General features: G+C 69.8%; 9 protein-coding genes. 6 read left to right on the plus strand and 3 right to left on the minus strand.

The genetic code is table 11. From position 1 onward, the window contains the following. The first annotated feature begins 267 nt into the window (after window positions 1-267). Both hpf and ACIRR9_RS49080 read left to right on the plus strand, forming a co-directional pair. Complete coding sequence (gene hpf / locus ACIRR9_RS49075) at window positions 268-960, plus strand: ribosome hibernation-promoting factor, HPF/YfiA family (RefSeq protein ID WP_260328265.1); 693 nt, start codon at window positions 268-270, stop codon at window positions 958-960. 206 nt (window positions 961-1,166) lie between these two features. After that, the gene (locus ACIRR9_RS49080; protein ID WP_123976536.1) at window positions 1,167-1,916 is read left to right on the plus strand and encodes a response regulator transcription factor; all 750 of its coding nucleotides are present in this window, start codon (window positions 1,167-1,169) and stop codon (window positions 1,914-1,916) included. A gap of 33 nt (window positions 1,917-1,949) precedes the next feature. Here ACIRR9_RS49080 and ACIRR9_RS49085 read toward each other — a convergent pair whose 3' ends face one another. Further along, entirely contained in the window at window positions 1,950-3,140 is a 1,191-nt protein-coding gene (locus tag ACIRR9_RS49085; RefSeq protein ID WP_403766416.1) for a winged helix-turn-helix domain-containing protein, read from the minus strand. A 49-nt stretch (window positions 3,141-3,189) separates the two neighbouring features. Further along, window positions 3,190-3,765: a GNAT family N-acetyltransferase gene (locus tag ACIRR9_RS49090; RefSeq protein ID WP_403766419.1), complete on the minus strand. Its 576-nt coding sequence runs from the start codon at window positions 3,763-3,765 to the stop codon at window positions 3,190-3,192. Window positions 3,766-4,091: 326 nt separating this feature from the next. Here ACIRR9_RS49090 and secA point away from each other — a divergent pair, with 326 nt between their 5' ends. After that, a complete protein-coding gene (secA, locus tag ACIRR9_RS49095; RefSeq protein WP_403766422.1) occupies window positions 4,092-6,938 on the plus strand; it encodes a preprotein translocase subunit SecA in 2,847 nt (948 codons plus the stop codon). Between the two features lie 591 nt (window positions 6,939-7,529). Here secA and ACIRR9_RS49100 read toward each other — a convergent pair. Then, on the minus strand, window positions 7,530-7,991 hold the full coding sequence (locus ACIRR9_RS49100) for an Rv3235 family protein (RefSeq protein ID WP_403766424.1): 462 nt from the start codon (window positions 7,989-7,991) through the stop codon (window positions 7,530-7,532). Between the two features lie 327 nt (window positions 7,992-8,318). Here ACIRR9_RS49100 and ACIRR9_RS49105 point away from each other — a divergent pair, with 327 nt between their 5' ends. The 3 genes from ACIRR9_RS49105 (at window position 8,319) to ACIRR9_RS49115 (ending at window position 14,949) form a co-directional block, all read left to right on the plus strand. Then, the gene (locus ACIRR9_RS49105; protein ID WP_403766427.1) at window positions 8,319-8,831 is read left to right on the plus strand and encodes a DUF6912 family protein; all 513 of its coding nucleotides are present in this window, start codon (window positions 8,319-8,321) and stop codon (window positions 8,829-8,831) included. Window positions 8,832-8,907: 76 nt separating this feature from the next. Then, window positions 8,908-9,573 (plus strand): HAD family hydrolase, encoded by a 666-nt coding sequence (locus ACIRR9_RS49110; RefSeq protein ID WP_403766430.1) that lies wholly within the window; start codon window positions 8,908-8,910, stop codon window positions 9,571-9,573. Between the two features lie 438 nt (window positions 9,574-10,011). Next, a complete protein-coding gene (locus tag ACIRR9_RS49115; protein WP_403766433.1) occupies window positions 10,012-14,949 on the plus strand; it encodes an NAD-glutamate dehydrogenase in 4,938 nt (1,645 codons plus the stop codon). Window positions 14,950-14,968 lie beyond the last annotated feature (19 nt).

A 14,968-nucleotide genomic window follows, 5' to 3' on the forward strand; every position in this document is an offset into this window, starting at 1 on the left:
TGGAGGTACGCATCAGTAGAGGGTGACGACATCCGTCCGGGCGAGATATGTTCGGTTGTGAGGGAGAAAGCCGCAGGCCATGTCTCCTCTATCCGAATGCCGTGCCGCGGGTTTTCCGTAATCATCGCGGTGCTGGGGTGCAGATCTTGCCCATGGGGGAGGAGGAGGTGAAGTCACCGAGTCCGAGGCTCCGGGGTTCACCGGAGTTGGGTGCAAAAGGGAGATGCTCCGCCTGTGGAGCGGAGCGATCCGGGAACGGAGTTCTGCGTGGACATCGTCGTCAAGGGCCGCAAGACCGAGGTGCCCGAGCGGTTCCGCAAGCACGTGGCCGAGAAGCTGAAGCTGGAGAAGATCCAGAAGCTCGACGGCAAGGTGATCAGCCTCGACGTCGAGGTGTCCAAGGAGCCCAACCCCCGACAGGCCGACCGTTGCGACCGAGTGGAGATCACGCTCCGCTCCCGCGGTCCGGTGATCCGGGCGGAGGCAGCGGCCAGTGACCCGTACGCGGCACTCGACCTGGCGGCGGAGAAGCTGGACGCGCGACTGCGCAAGCAGCACGACAAGCGGTACTCGCGCCGCGGCGCACAGCGGATCCCGGCCGCCGAGGTCGCCGACCACGTCCCGGGCGCGGCGACGCTCAACGGGAACGGCAGCCCCTTCCACGAGGAAGAGCCCGACGGCGTGCCCACCAAGAAGATGGGCTCCCTGGAAGTGAAGGGCGAAGGCCCCCTCGTCGTCCGCGAGAAGACCCACGTCGCCTCCCCGATGTCCCTCGACCAGGCTCTCTACGAGATGGAACTGGTCGGACACGACTTCTACCTGTTCGTCGACTCCGAGACCAAGGAGCCGAGTGTCGTCTACCGGCGGCACGCGTACGACTACGGTGTCATCCACCTCAGCACGGACCCGATGGTCGCCCAGGCGCAACCTCCGGCGGCAGGGGGCACGCTGGGCGGCTGACCCCAGCGGCAGGCAGCTGAGCCTGTGCCCCTGGAAGCGCGTGTGCGCCCCCAGGGGCACCGGTGTGCGACCACTTCGCGCCCCGCTCTGTCACCGCGTTGTCGCCCGGGCATGGAATCATGGCCAGGGTGGTCCAACCGGTGGGCCGCTGCCTTGGGTTGGCGATGGCACAGCACCACAGGCCACAGCCTTCAGGGGGAGGAACGATGGCGGACAGTTTCGGACCGATGCAGGACGAGGACGCCGACGGCGGCGTCGTCGGCATGGGCCCGGACGCGGACGGCACTCCGCGCAAGGAACCGATCAGGGTCCTTGTGGTGGACGACCATGCCCTCTTCCGCCGCGGTCTGGAGATCGTGCTCGCCGCCGAGGAGGACATCCAGGTCGTCGGGGAGGCGGGGGACGGCGCCGAGGCCGTCGACAAGGCCGCCGACCTGTTGCCGGACATCGTGCTGATGGACGTCCGGATGCCCAAACGCGGCGGAATCGAGGCCTGCACCTCCATCAAGGAGGTCGCGCCCAGCGCGAAGATCATCATGTTGACGATCAGCGACGAAGAGGCCGATCTCTACGAAGCGATCAAGGCGGGCGCGACCGGATATCTCCTCAAGGAGATCTCCACCGACGAGGTGGCAACCGCCATTCGCGCGGTGGCCGACGGACAGTCGCAGATCAGCCCGTCCATGGCGTCGAAACTCCTCACCGAGTTCAAGTCGATGATCCAGCGCACCGACGAGCGCCGGCTGGTGCCGGCGCCGCGGCTGACCGACCGTGAACTCGAAGTGCTCAAGCTCGTCGCCACGGGGATGAACAACCGCGATATCGCGAAGGAGTTGTTCATCTCCGAGAACACCGTGAAGAACCATGTGCGCAACATCCTGGAGAAGCTGCAGCTGCACTCCAGGATGGAGGCGGTGGTCTACGCGATGCGGGAGAAGATCCTCGAGATCCGCTGAGGCCGCCGGTGCCGACACTGGCAGCCACGCCGGTCAGCGCAGCGCGGCGATCAGGGCGCGGGTCACTTCCTTGAGGAGGGGCTCGCGCAGCTCGGGGGCGTCCACCCGCTCCACCCGCACCGTCGTGCAGTCCACCCAGCTCGCCGCCTCGACCAGGGCCTCCGCCACCGCCGGAACCGCCTTCGGACCGTCCAGCGTGACCTGGCGGGCCACCAGGATGTCGCTCCCCTCGCGCGCAGGGTCCACCCGGCCCACGAGACGGCCGCCGGCCAGCACCGGCATCGCGTAGTAGCCGTACACCCGCTTCGGCTTGGGGACGTAGGCCTCCAGGCGGTGGGTGAAGCCGAAGATCCGCTCCGTGCGCGCCCGGTCCCAGATAAGCGAGTCGAAGGGGGAGAGTAGGGTCGTACGGTGCCGGCCGCGCGGGGGCGTGGCCAGGGCCGCGGGATCCGCCCAGGCGGGCTTGGACCAGCCCTCCACCTCCACCGGGACCAGTCCCGAGTCGGCGATCACGGCATCGACCTGCTCGCCCTTGAGCCGGTGGTAGTCGGCGATGTCCGCGCGGGTGCCGACGCCCAGCGACTGCCCGGCCAGCCCGACCAGGCGGCGCAGGCACTCCGTGTCGTCCAGCTCGTCGTGCAGCAGCGCCTGCGGGATCGCACGCTCGGCGAGGTCGTACACCCGCTTCCAGCCGCGCCGCTGGACGCACACCACCTCGCCGTACATCAGCGCGCGCTCCACGGCGACCTTGGTGCCGGACCAGTCCCACCACTCGCTGGTCCTCTTCGCACCGCCCAACTCCGTGGCGGTCAGAGGGCCTTCGCTGCGCAGCTGCTTGATGACCTGGTCGTAGACGCCTTCGGGGAGCTCATGCCCCCAGTGCGGGCGGTCGCGGTAGGCGCGGCGGCGGAAGGCGAAGTGCGGCCACTCCTCGACGGGCAGGACGCAGGCCGCGTGCGACCAGTACTCGAAGGCGTGGGTGTCCGTCCAGTAGGCGGCCTCGACCGTCTTGCGGCCGACGCGGCCGAGGCGGGCGTACGGAATCAGCTCGTGGGAGCGGGCGAGGACCGAGATGGTGTCGAGCTGGACCGCGCCGAGGTGGCGGAGAACGCCCCGGACGCCCGAGCGGCGGTCGGGAGCGCCGAGGAAGCCCTGTGCCCTCAGGGCGATACGGCGGGCTTCGTCCGCCGAGAGGGCGGCGGTGGGGCGCGGGAGGGTCGTCATGGGCCGGACGATAGAGGGTGGCACTGACAGCCCGGCGCGAGCTGGGACTTCACCCCTGCGTGGGCGCCGGCAGATAGGGCGCGGCCGAGGGCAGACCCAGGTCCGAGGGGAGGAGGGAGCCCACCCAGCAGTCCCGTCGTACGCCCTTGTTGTTGAGGCAGGAGCGCAGCGTGCCCTCGATGGTGAAACCGGCGCGTTCCGCGACCGCGCGGGAGGCGCCGTTGCCGACCTCGGCACGCCATTCGACCCGGTCGATCGCCATCTGGGTGAAGGCCCAGCGGGCGGCCGTGAGGGTGGCCTCGGTCGTGTAGCCGCGGCCGCGGTGCTCCTTGGCGGTCCAGAAGCCCACTTCCGCGGCGCCCAGGGAGCGCATGGTCAGGGCGAGCATCCCGGCCAGCTCCCCGGTCGGCAGGAAGATGCCGAAGGTGAACATCGAACCCTCGGACCAGCCGTCGGGGACCAGCTGCTCCGTGAAGCCGCGAGCGTGCTCCGGAAGGTAGGGCGAGGGGATCGTCGTCCAGCGCTGGATGTCGGGATCCTGGACGGCCGCGTACACCGCTTCGGTGTCCTGCGGGCCGACCGCGCGCAGGATGAGACGGGGAGTGGTGAGCGTGACGGGTTCCATCGGCCGATTCTGCTCGGCCGGGCGGCCGGGCCGCCATATATTTCGCGGTCCGTGAGCGTGTGATCACTTTTCGCGCAATTCCTTGCCCTGATGCGGCACTATCCGTGTATCCCGGCCGTTGTCCTGTATGAAGCGGCAGACATCCGGCGACACCACCCGGAGAAGTGACATGAATCGGGCTCGCCGAGCCCTCGGGAGAGCGGTGGACGGTCGTCGGGCCGCCAGGCCTCCCGGCACGGCCGGGTCCTCGCATACGATGGCCGTTGCTCAGTACGTCAAATGGAAACCGACCGTCCCAGGCCCGACCGGCAAGGAGACAAACCCCCGTGTCCGTCCTCTCGAAGATCATGCGTGCAGGCGAAGGCAAGATCCTGCGCAAGCTGCACCGCATCGCGGACCAGGTCAACTCCATCGAAGAGGACTTCGTCGACCTCTCCGACGCCGAGCTGCGGGCCCTCACCGATGAGTACAAGCAGCGTTACGCCGACGGCGAGAGCCTCGACGACCTGCTCCCCGAGGCGTTCGCCACCGTCCGCGAGGCGGCCAAGCGCGCCCTCGGTCAGCGTCACTACGACGTGCAGATCATGGGCGGTGCGGCCCTCCACCTCGGCTACGTGGCGGAGATGAAGACCGGTGAGGGCAAGACCCTCGTCGGCACCCTGCCCGCGTACCTCAACGCGCTGTCGGGCAAGGGCGTCCACCTCATCACGGTCAACGACTACCTGGCCGAGCGCGACTCCGAGATGATGGGCCGCGTCCACAAGTTCCTGGGCCTGAACGTCGGCTGCATCCTCGCCAACATGACGCCGGCCGAGCGCCGCGAGCAGTACGCGGCCGACATCACCTACGGCACGAACAACGAGTTCGGCTTCGACTACCTGCGCGACAACATGGCATGGGCCCAGGACGAGCTCGTCCAGCGCGGCCACAACTTCGCCATCGTCGACGAGGTCGACTCCATCCTGGTCGACGAGGCCCGTACGCCGCTGATCATCTCCGGCCCGGCCGACCAGGCCACCAAGTGGTACGGCGACTTCGCCAAGCTGGTCCTGCGTCTGAAGAAGGGCGAGGCGGGCAACCCGCTCAAGGGCGAGGAGGAGACCGGCGACTACGACGTCGACGAGAAGAAGCGCACGGTCGCCATCCACGAGTCCGGTGTCTCCAAGGTCGAGGACTGGCTGGGCATCGACAACCTCTACGAGTCGGTGAACACGCCTCTGGTGGGCTACCTGAACAACGCCATCAAGGCGAAGGAGCTCTTCAAGAAGGACAAGGACTACGTCGTCATGGACGGCGAAGTCATGATCGTCGATGAGCACACCGGCCGTATCCTCGCCGGCCGCCGTTACAACGAGGGCATGCACCAGGCCATCGAGGCGAAGGAAGGGGTGGACATCAAGGACGAGAACCAGACCCTTGCCACGATCACCCTCCAGAACTTCTTCCGCCTCTACAAGCGCCACGACCACAACGGCAAGGAACAGCCCGGCCTGTCCGGCATGACCGGTACGGCCATGACCGAGGCCGCCGAGTTCCACCAGATCTACAAGCTCGGCGTGGTTCCGATCCCGACGAACAGGCCGATGGTCCGCAAGGACCAGTCCGACCTGATCTACCGCACCGAGGTCGCCAAGTTCGAGGCGGTCGTCGACGACATCGCGGAGAAGCACGAGAAGGGCCAGCCGATCCTGGTCGGCACGACCTCCGTCGAGAAGTCGGAGTACCTCTCGCAGCAGCTCTCCAAGCGCGGTATCCAGCACGAGGTGCTCAACGCCAAGCACCACGAGCGCGAGGCGTCGATCGTGGCGCAGGCGGGCCGCCGGGGCGCCGTCACGGTGGCCACCAACATGGCCGGCCGTGGTACCGACATCAAGCTCGGCGGCAACCCCGAGGACCTCGCCGAGGCGGAGCTGCGCCAGCGCGGCCTCGACCCCGAGGAGCACATCGAGGAGTGGGCGCAGGCGCTGCCGGCCGCTCTGGAGAAGGCCCAGCACGCGGTCAAGGCCGAGTTCGAGGAGGTCAAGGACCTCGGCGGCCTCTACGTCCTCGGTACCGAGCGGCACGAGTCGCGCCGGATCGACAACCAGCTGCGCGGTCGTTCCGGCCGTCAGGGCGACCCCGGTGAGTCGCGCTTCTACCTCTCCCTCGGCGACGACCTGATGCGCCTGTTCAAGGCCCAGATGGTCGAGCGCGTGATGTCCATGGCCAACGTGCCGGACGACGTGCCGATCGAGAACAAGATGGTCACCCGCGCGATCGCGTCCGCGCAGTCGCAGGTCGAGCAGCAGAACTTCGAGACCCGTAAGAACGTCCTGAAGTACGACGAGGTGCTCAACCGGCAGCGCGAGGTCATCTACGGCGAGCGCCGCCGCGTCCTGGAGGGCGAGGACCTGCAGGAGCAGATCCAGCACTTCATGGACGACACCATCGACGCGTACATCGGTGCGGAGACCGCCGAGGGCTTCCCGGAGGACTGGGACCTCGACCGGCTGTGGGGCGCCTTCAAGCAGCTCTACCCGGTGAAGGTCACCATCGACGAGCTGGAGGAGGCGGCCGGCGACCGTGCGGGCCTGACCGCCGAGTACATCTCCGAGTCCATCAAGGACGACATCCACGAGCAGTACGCCTCGCGCGAGACGCAGCTCGGCTCCGAGATCATGCGTGAGCTGGAGCGCCGGGTCGTGCTGTCGGTCCTCGACCGCAAGTGGCGCGAGCACCTCTACGAGATGGACTACCTCCAGGAGGGCATCGGCCTGCGCGCGATGGCCCAGAAGGACCCGCTGGTCGAGTACCAGCGCGAGGGCTTCGACATGTTCACCGCGATGATGGACGGCATCAAGGAGGAGTCCGTCGGCTACCTGTTCAACCTGGAGGTCCAGGTCGAGCAGCAGGTCGAGGAGGTCCCGGTCGAGGACTCCGAGACGGTCGCGGACAGCGTCCAGGACGCGGTGCCGGCCCAGGCGGGTGCCCGTCCCGAGATCCGCGCCAAGGGCCTGGAGGCGCCGCAGCGGCGGGGCATGCACTTCTCGGCGGCCACCGTGGACGGCGAGGGCGGTCTCGTCGAGGGTGACTTCACCTACGACGACGAGGAGCCGGCCCGCTCCGAGGCGGACGGCCTGACCCGCGCGGAGCGCCGCAAGCAGGCGAAGACCCGCCGCAGCCGCAAGAAGTAACAGCGCCGACAACGCTTGGCGAGGGCCGACCACCTCATACAGAGGGGGTCGGCCCTTTCGGCTTGTGGCGCGTGCGGCGAGGGGTGGGTCGGGCCGGCCGGTGGGTGAGAGAGGACGGGCCAGCTGCGCGCCGGACCTGCCGCGGATAGGCCGAAGCCGGCCGCCGACAGGCCGACCGGGGACGGGCACCGGAAGGGTTCCCGGCGCCTTTCCCGGCAGACGCCCCGCAGAGGCGCACACTCCGTCCCCGGCGGCACTGCTCAGGCCTCTCCGCGCGGCATCAAGGGGCACAGCTGGGTCCGCCTGCACGAGCGGGCCTGCCGCCCCTTTCGGCCCGCCCGCCGGTCGCCCCGTGGCGTGCGGCCCTCCCGGCAGTGGCTCCGCGCTACACGCGGCCCCTCCGCCAGCCGTCCCGCAGCGGATGCGCCCCGCCCGCCGGTCGCCCCGCGGCGTGCGGCCCTCCCGGTGCCCGCCCTGCGGCGGACGCGCCCTGCCCGTCAGTCGTCCCGCGGTGGCTCCGCCCCGCCCGCCGGTCGCCCCGTGGCGTGCGGCCCTCCCGGTGCCTGCCCTGTGGGGCACGCGTCCTGCCCGTCAGTTGCCCCGTGTCCCCCGTGGTCCGCCCAGTTCCACTGCCGTGCAGCGCCAGCGCAGGTCCTCGCCCTGTTCCAGGCGGAAGGCCATGGCGCGGAGCTGGTCGCCCGCGGCGATGCGGGCGAAGACCTCGAGGGCGCCGGTGCGGGGGACGTAGTAGCCGATGTCGCGGACGACGGGGTCGGTTCCGCGGGTGCGCAGGGGGCCGCGTGCGGCGAGGCGGGCCAGGTCGTCGTAGGCGGGGCCCGCGGTGTGCCGGAGCATCCAGTGCACGGGGCGTCGGCCGCTCAGGACGGCGAGGAGGCGCTCCGCGAAGAGGTCGGTGGGGCGGGGGCTCGGCGGTGCCGCCGGAGGCGTGAGCGGCCTGCGGGAGGTGGGGGTGCCGGGGCGGCGGGAGTCACGGCGGCCGGGCGGGCGGGTGGCCGGGCGGAGCTGGGTGGTCCTGGTCATGACTTTGTTCATGGGGGGTCACCGTTCGGCGGGCCCGGCGGGTACCGGGCGGTAACTTGCGGTCGGTGATCTTGTACGGGGCAGGGGCGGCGTCAGCAAGGCGGTGGCGGTCCGTGTCGGAGGTCCCGGAATGTTCACCTATCCGAGTGGTGAGCGGTAGAGGAATCCCGTTGGGCATGCGGTGGGACCGGGTGAATCGCGGGGCGTCGGGTTGACGCCTCCGGCGTCACCGCCCGGGACCCGAAAGGGGACGCCCGCACGTATCCTGAAGGCCCTCCGGGAGGCGCCAGGGCCTTCGGGAGGAGGCAGAGTCGAAGAGCCCGGAAGAGAGCGGCCAGCATGCGCGTCTACGTCCCCCTGACCCTCCCCGGGCTTGCCGAGGCGCACAAGACGGGCGAGCTGGGGACCGGCCCGTTCGTCGCCTACGCCGTCACCCCCGCCCTGCGCGAGTGGTACCTCTCCGACGACATAGAGGAGCTGGAGTACGCCGCGCTCAACCGCGCCGCGCTGGCCTCCCTGCGGCTGCTGGCCGCCGACCCGGACGCGATGCGGCGCCGGGTCGTGGTCGCCGTCGACGTGCCCGACGGCACGGCGGCGGCCGACCCGGACCGCGGGCTCGACCCGGCCGCGCTGGGCGAGGTTCGGGTGACCGGGACGGTCGCGCTGGCCAAGGCCGCCTCCGTGCACGTCGACTCCGACGACGCGGAAGAGGACGTGATCGCCGCGGCCGCGGCGCTGGCGGCGGCGGACGACGGGGACGACGACGCGCAGTTCGTCGTGGACGGGGCCGAGGACCACGAGCTGCTCTGGTACGCCACACAGGAGATCCGGAACCTGGTGGGGCTCGACTGACCCCCTTGGACCAGTGTGACCTGCGATGGCCTGCCGGTGGTCTTGATTGTCGGTGGCGGCGGGTAGCGTTTTCGGCATGGGGAAGCACGACAGCGCACACATCGTCTGGGACTGGAACGGAACGCTGTTCCACGACAACGAGGCGATCATCGGGGCGACGAACGCGGCCTCCGCCGAGCTGGGCCTGGAGCCGATCACGCTGGAGCAGTACCGGGCGCTGTACTGCGTGCCGGTGCCGAGGTTCTACGAGCGGCTGATGGGGCGGCTGCCGACGAAGGCCGAGTGGGAGGTCATGGACGACATCTTCCACCGGTACTACGCGGAGCACCGCGGCCTGTGCGGGCTGACCGAGGGGGCGGCCGAGCTGCTGGCCGGGTGGCGCTCGGCGGGGCACAGTCAGTCCCTGCTGAGCATGTACGTGCATGACGAACTGGTGCCGCTGGTCCGGGGATTCGGGATCGAGCCGCACTTCATACGGGTCGAGGGCCGGGTCGGGCCGTCCGGGGGCAGCAAGGCCGAGCACATGGTGCGGCACCTGGGCACGCTGGGGGACGTGGAGCCCGGTCGGACCGTGGTGATCGGGGACGCGGCGGACGACGCGGTGGCCGCGCAGGCGGCGGGCGCCAAGGCGGTGCTGTACACCGGGGGCTCGCACGACCGGGCAAGCCTGGAGGAGGCCGGTGTACCGGTCGTGGACTCACTGGCCGAGGCGGTCGCGGAGGCGGAGCGGCTGGTGGCGTGAGCCTCCCGTAAGCCTCTCGGGGGCCGCCGTCCCTGTGCAGAGTGTCAAAGTTCCACCCCCTGTTTTGTACACATACGGCTCATGACGGGCCCCGGGTGGGGAGCGATAGCCTTGGTGGCGTGATCAGCGCGATAGTTCGCGGGGGCGTCAGTGCCCCTGCCCTGCGCCCGGTGAGCACGGAACACCTCCGTGACCGGGCGGCGGTCGCTGGTCTTCTCGGGCGGAGGGCATCGAAGAAAGCCCTGGCAGTGGCGACGCCGAGAGCGACGTCACACCCTCGGGGCGCGTCGAGAATGGCTGAATGCCCCCCGCTCATCTCACCTTGCGGCATAGCGTCGGAGCGGACCGGACACCCCGGCCGTGGCGTCGAGCCGCAGGGGGAAGAGCCCGTACTTCCTTCTACGTCACGCAATGGCGCGCGACAGGAGCCAGAGGACAATGCAGACCAAGCTGGACGAAGCCAAGGCCGAGCTGCTCGAACGGGCCGCCCGGGTAGCTGAGAACAGCCCGGCAGGGGGGCACCTACCGACTGGGACGACGGGGACGGTGGACCAGGAGTCCGTGTTCGCGTTCCTCCAGCGCTACTACCTGCACACAGCGCCGGAGGACCTCGCCGACCGCGACCCGGTCGACGTCTTCGGCGCCGCCGTCTCGCACTTCCGTCTAGCCGAGACCCGCCCGCAGGGCACCGCCAACGTCCGGGTCCACACCCCGACCGTCGAGGAGAACGGGTGGACCTGCAGCCACACCGTGGTGGAGGTCGTCACCGACGACATGCCCTTCCTCGTCGACTCGGTGACCAATGAGCTGACCCGGCAGGGACGCGGGATCCACGTCGTCATCCACCCGCAGTTCGTGGTCCGTCGTGACCTCACCGGCAAGCTGATCGAGGTGCTGCCCACCCCGGCCGCCGGCGAGGACCTGCCGCACGACACGCACTTCGAGTCCTGGATCCACGTCGAGATCGACCGCGAGACCGACCGCTCCGACCTCAAGCAGATCACCGCCGATCTGCTGCGCGTCCTGTCCGACGTCCGCGAGGCCGTCGAGGACTGGGAGAAGATGCGGGAGGCGGCCGTCCGCGTCGCCGAGGGCCTCGGCGAGGAGCCGGTGCCCGGCGACCTGCCGCGCCCCGAGGTCGAGGAGGCCCGTGAGCTGCTGCGCTGGCTGGCCGCCGACCACTTCACCTTCCTCGGCTTCCGCGAGTACCAGCTCCGCGAGGACGACTCGCTGGCCGCCGTGCCCGGCACTGGCCTCGGTATCCTGCGCTCCGACCCGCACCACGCCGTCGACGAGGGCCATCCGGTCAGCCCCTCCTTCGAGCGGCTCCCGGCCGACGCGCGCGCCAAGGCCCGTGAGCACAAGCTCCTCGTCCTGACCAAGGCGAACAGCCGGTCGACCGTGCACCGGCCGTCGTACCTGGACTACGTCGGCGTCAAGAAGTTCGACGCGGACGGCAACGTCGTCGGTGAGCGCCGGTTCCTGGGCCTGTTCTCGTCCGCCGCCTACACCGAGTCGGTGCGCCGGGTGCCGGTCATCCGCCGCAAGGTCGACGCGGTGCTGGACCGGGCCGGGTTCTCGCCCAACAGCCACGACGGCCGCGACCTGCTCCAGATCATGGAGACCTACCCGCGCGACGAGCTGTTCCAGACCCCGGTCGCCGAGCTGGAGTCGATCGTCACCAGCGTCCTCTACCTGCAGGAACGCCGTCGGCTCCGCCTCTACCTGCGCCAGGACGAATACGGCCGCTACTACTCGGCCCTCGTCTACCTCCCCCGCGACCGCTACACCACCGGCGTCCGGCTGCGGATCATCGACATCCTGAAGGAGGAGCTCGGCGGCACCAGCGTCGACTTCACCGCCTGGAACACCGAGTCGATCCTCTCCCGGCTGCACTTCGTCGTCCGCGTCCCGCAGGGCACCGAGCTGCCCGAGCTGTCCGACGCCGACAAGGACCGCATCGAGGCCCGGCTGGTCGAGGCGGCCCGCTCCTGGGCCGACGCCTTCGCCGAGGCGCTCAACGCCGAGTGCGGCGAGGAGCGCGCGGCCGAGCTGCTGCGCCGCTACACCAACTCCTTCCCCGAGGGCTACAAGGCCGACCACACCCCGCGCGCGGCGGTCGCCGACCTCGTGCACCTGGAGCGGCTCACCGAGGAGGCGGGCAACGACTTCGCGCTCAGCCTCTACGAGCCGGTGGGCGCCGCCCCCGACGAGCGCCGTTTCAAGATCTACCGCAAGGGTGCGGCGATCTCCCTGTCGGCCGTGCTGCCGGTCCTGAACCGAATCGGCGTCGAGGTGATCGACGAGCGGCCGTACGAACTGCGCTGCGCGGACCGGACGACCGCCTGGATCTACGACTTCGGTCTGCGTGTGCCGAAGGTGCAGGGCAGCGCGAACGGCGACTACCTGGGCGAAGACGGGCGTGAGCGGTTCCAGGAGGCGTTCGCGGCGACCTGGACCGGCCGTGCGGAGAACGACGGCTTCAACGCGCTGGTGCTGAGCGCCGGGCTGAGCTGGCGCCAGGCGATGGTGCTGCGGGCGTACGCCAAGTACCTGCGGCAGGCTGGTTCCACGTTCAGCCAGGACTACATGGAGACCACTCTCCGCAACAACGTCCACACCACCCGGCTGCTCGTCTCCCTGTTCGAGGCGCGGATGTCGCCGGACCGGCAGAAGGCCGGCCTGGAGATCACCGACGCCCTCCTGGAGGAGCTGGACGCGGCGCTCGACCAGGTCGCCTCGCTCGACGAGGACCGCATCCTGCGCTCCTTCCTGACGGTCATCAAGGCGACGCTGCGCACCAACTTCTTCCAGGAGTCGACCGCCGGCGAGCCGCACGCGTACGTGTCCATGAAGTTCGACCCGCAGGCCATCCCCGACCTGCCGGCGCCGCGCCCGGCGTACGAGATCTGGGTGTACTCGCCGCGTGTCGAGGGTGTGCACCTGCGCTTCGGCAAGGTCGCGCGCGGCGGTCTGCGCTGGTCCGACCGGCGTGAGGACTTCCGTACCGAGATCCTCGGCCTGGTCAAGGCGCAGATGGTGAAGAACACCGTCATCGTGCCGGTCGGCGCCAAGGGCGGCTTCGTCGCCAAGCAGCTGCCGGACCCGTCGAAGGACCGGGACGCCTGGCTGGCCGAGGGCATCGCCAGCTACAAGACGTTCATCTCGGCGCTGCTCGACATCACCGACAACATGGTGGCCGGTGACGTCGTGCCGCCGCAGGACGTGGTCCGGCACGACGAGGACGACACCTACCTGGTGGTCGCGGCCGACAAGGGCACGGCGACGTTCTCCGACATCGCCAACGAGGTCGCCGGCAGCTACAACTTCTGGCTCGGCGACGCCTTCGCCTCCGGCGGCTCCGCGGGCTACGACCACAAGGGCATGGGCATCACCGCCCGCGGTGCCTGGGAGTCGGTGAAGCGGCACTTCCGCGAGCTGGGCGTCGACACCCAGAGCGAGGACTTCACCGTCGTCGGCATCGGTGACATGTCCGGTGACGTGTTCGGCAACGGCATGCTGCTCAGCGAGCACATCCGCCTGGTCGCCGCCTTCGACCACCGGCACATCTTCATCGACCCGAACCCGGACGCGGCCACCTCCTACGCCGAGCGCCGCCGTCTGTTCGACCTGCCCCGTTCCAGCTGGGGCGACTACAACACCGAGCTGCTCTCGGCGGGCGGCGGCATCTTCCCGCGCAGCGCCAAGTCCATCCCGGTCAACGGCCACATCCGCGAGGCCCTCGGCATCGAGGACAAGGTCGCCAAGCTGACCCCGGCCGACCTGATGAAGGCGATCCTGGAGGCGCCGGTCGACCTGCTGTGGAACGGCGGCATCGGCACGTACGTCAAGGCGTCGACCGAGTCGAACGCGGACGTCGGCGACAAGGCCAACGACGCCATCCGTGTCGACGGCGCCGACCTGCGGGTCAAGGTCGTCGGCGAGGGCGGCAACCTGGGCCTGACCCAGCTCGGCCGGATCGAGTTCGCCCGGCAGGGCGGCAAGATCAACACTGACGCCATCGACAACAGCGCGGGTGTGGACACCTCCGACCACGAGGTGAACATCAAGATCCTGCTCAACGGTGTGGTCGCGGACGGCGACATGACGGTCAAGCAGCGCAACAAGCTGCTGGCCGAGATGACCGACGAGGTCGGCGCCCTGGTGCTGCGCAACAACTACGCGCAGAACGTGGCCATCGCCAACGCGCTGGCCCAGTCCGGGGACATGCTCCACGCCCAGCAGCGGTTCCTGCGCCACCTGGTGCGCGAGGGCCACCTCGACCGGGCCCTGGAGTTCCTGCCCACCGACCGCCAGATCCGCGAGCGCCTGGGCTCCGGGCAGGGCCTGACCGGTCCTGAGACGGCCGTCCTGCTGGCGTACACGAAGATCACGGTCTCCGACGAGCTGCTGGCGACGACGCTGCCCGACGACCCGTATCTGAGCAGCCTGCTGCACGCGTACTTCCCGACGGCCCTGCGCGAGCAGTTCGCCGCCGCGCTCGCCACCCACCCGCTGCGCCGCGAGATCACGACCACGGTCCTGGTCAACGACACGGTCAACACCGGTGGCACGACCTATCTGCACCGACTGCGCGAGGAGACCGGGGCCTCCCTGGAGGAGATCGTCCGGGCGCAGACCGCGGCCCGCGCCATCTTCCGCTCGGCGCCGGTGTGGGACGCGGTCGAGGAACTGGACAACAAGGTCGACGCGGCCGTCCAGACCCGGATCCGGCTGCACTCGCGCCGGCTGGTCGAGCGCGGCACCCGCTGGCTGCTCAACAACCGGCCGCAGCCGTTGCAGCTGCTGGAGACCGTCGACTTCTTCTCCGAGCGGGTCGAACAGGTCTGGCAGCAGCTGCCGAAGCTGCTGCGCGGCGCGGACCTGGAGTGGTACCAGCACGTGTACGACGAGCTGTCCGGCGCCGGTGTGCCCGACGAGATCGCCACCCGCGTGGCCGGCTTCTCCTCCGCCTTCCCGGCGCTGGACATCGTCTCGGTGGCCGACCGCACGGGCAAGGAGCCGCTGGACGTCGCCGAGGTCTACTACGACCTCGCCGACCGTCTCGGCGTCACCCAGCTGATGGACCGCATCATCGAACTCCCGCGGGCCGACCGCTGGCAGTCGATGGCCCGCGCCTCCATCCGCGAGGACCTGTACGCGGCGCACGCGATGCTCACCGCCGACGTCCTGGCCGCGGGCAACGGCACCTCGACGCCCGAGCAGCGCTACCAGGCCTGGGAGCAGAAGAACACCGCGATCCTGGGCCGGGCCCGCGCCACCCTGGAGGAGATCCGCAGTTCGGACTCCTTCGACCTGGCCAACCTGTCGGTGGCCATGCGCACGATGCGGACGCTGCTGCGGACGCATTCGTAGCCGTACGACATGAAGGCGC

The sequence above is a fragment of the Streptomyces sp. NPDC101234 genome (genome assembly GCF_044767525.1).
GTDB lineage: Bacteria > Actinomycetota > Actinomycetes > Streptomycetales > Streptomycetaceae > Streptomyces > Streptomyces sasae.

Coding starts and splice junctions, on each gene's coding strand:
- ACIRR9_RS49100 (WP_403766424.1), bottom strand. CDS start 7,991: ATGAACAAAGTCATGACCAGGACCACCCAGCTCCGCCCGGCCACCCGC.
- ACIRR9_RS49080 (WP_123976536.1), top strand. CDS start 1,167: ATGGCGGACAGTTTCGGACCGATGCAGGACGAGGACGCCGACGGCGGC.
- ACIRR9_RS49090 (WP_403766419.1), bottom strand. CDS start 3,765: ATGGAACCCGTCACGCTCACCACTCCCCGTCTCATCCTGCGCGCGGTC.
- ACIRR9_RS49085 (WP_403766416.1), bottom strand. CDS start 3,140: ATGACGACCCTCCCGCGCCCCACCGCCGCCCTCTCGGCGGACGAAGCC.
- ACIRR9_RS49110 (WP_403766430.1), top strand. CDS start 8,908: ATGGGGAAGCACGACAGCGCACACATCGTCTGGGACTGGAACGGAACG.
- ACIRR9_RS49105 (WP_403766427.1), top strand. CDS start 8,319: ATGCGCGTCTACGTCCCCCTGACCCTCCCCGGGCTTGCCGAGGCGCAC.
- ACIRR9_RS49115 (WP_403766433.1), top strand. CDS start 10,012: ATGCAGACCAAGCTGGACGAAGCCAAGGCCGAGCTGCTCGAACGGGCC.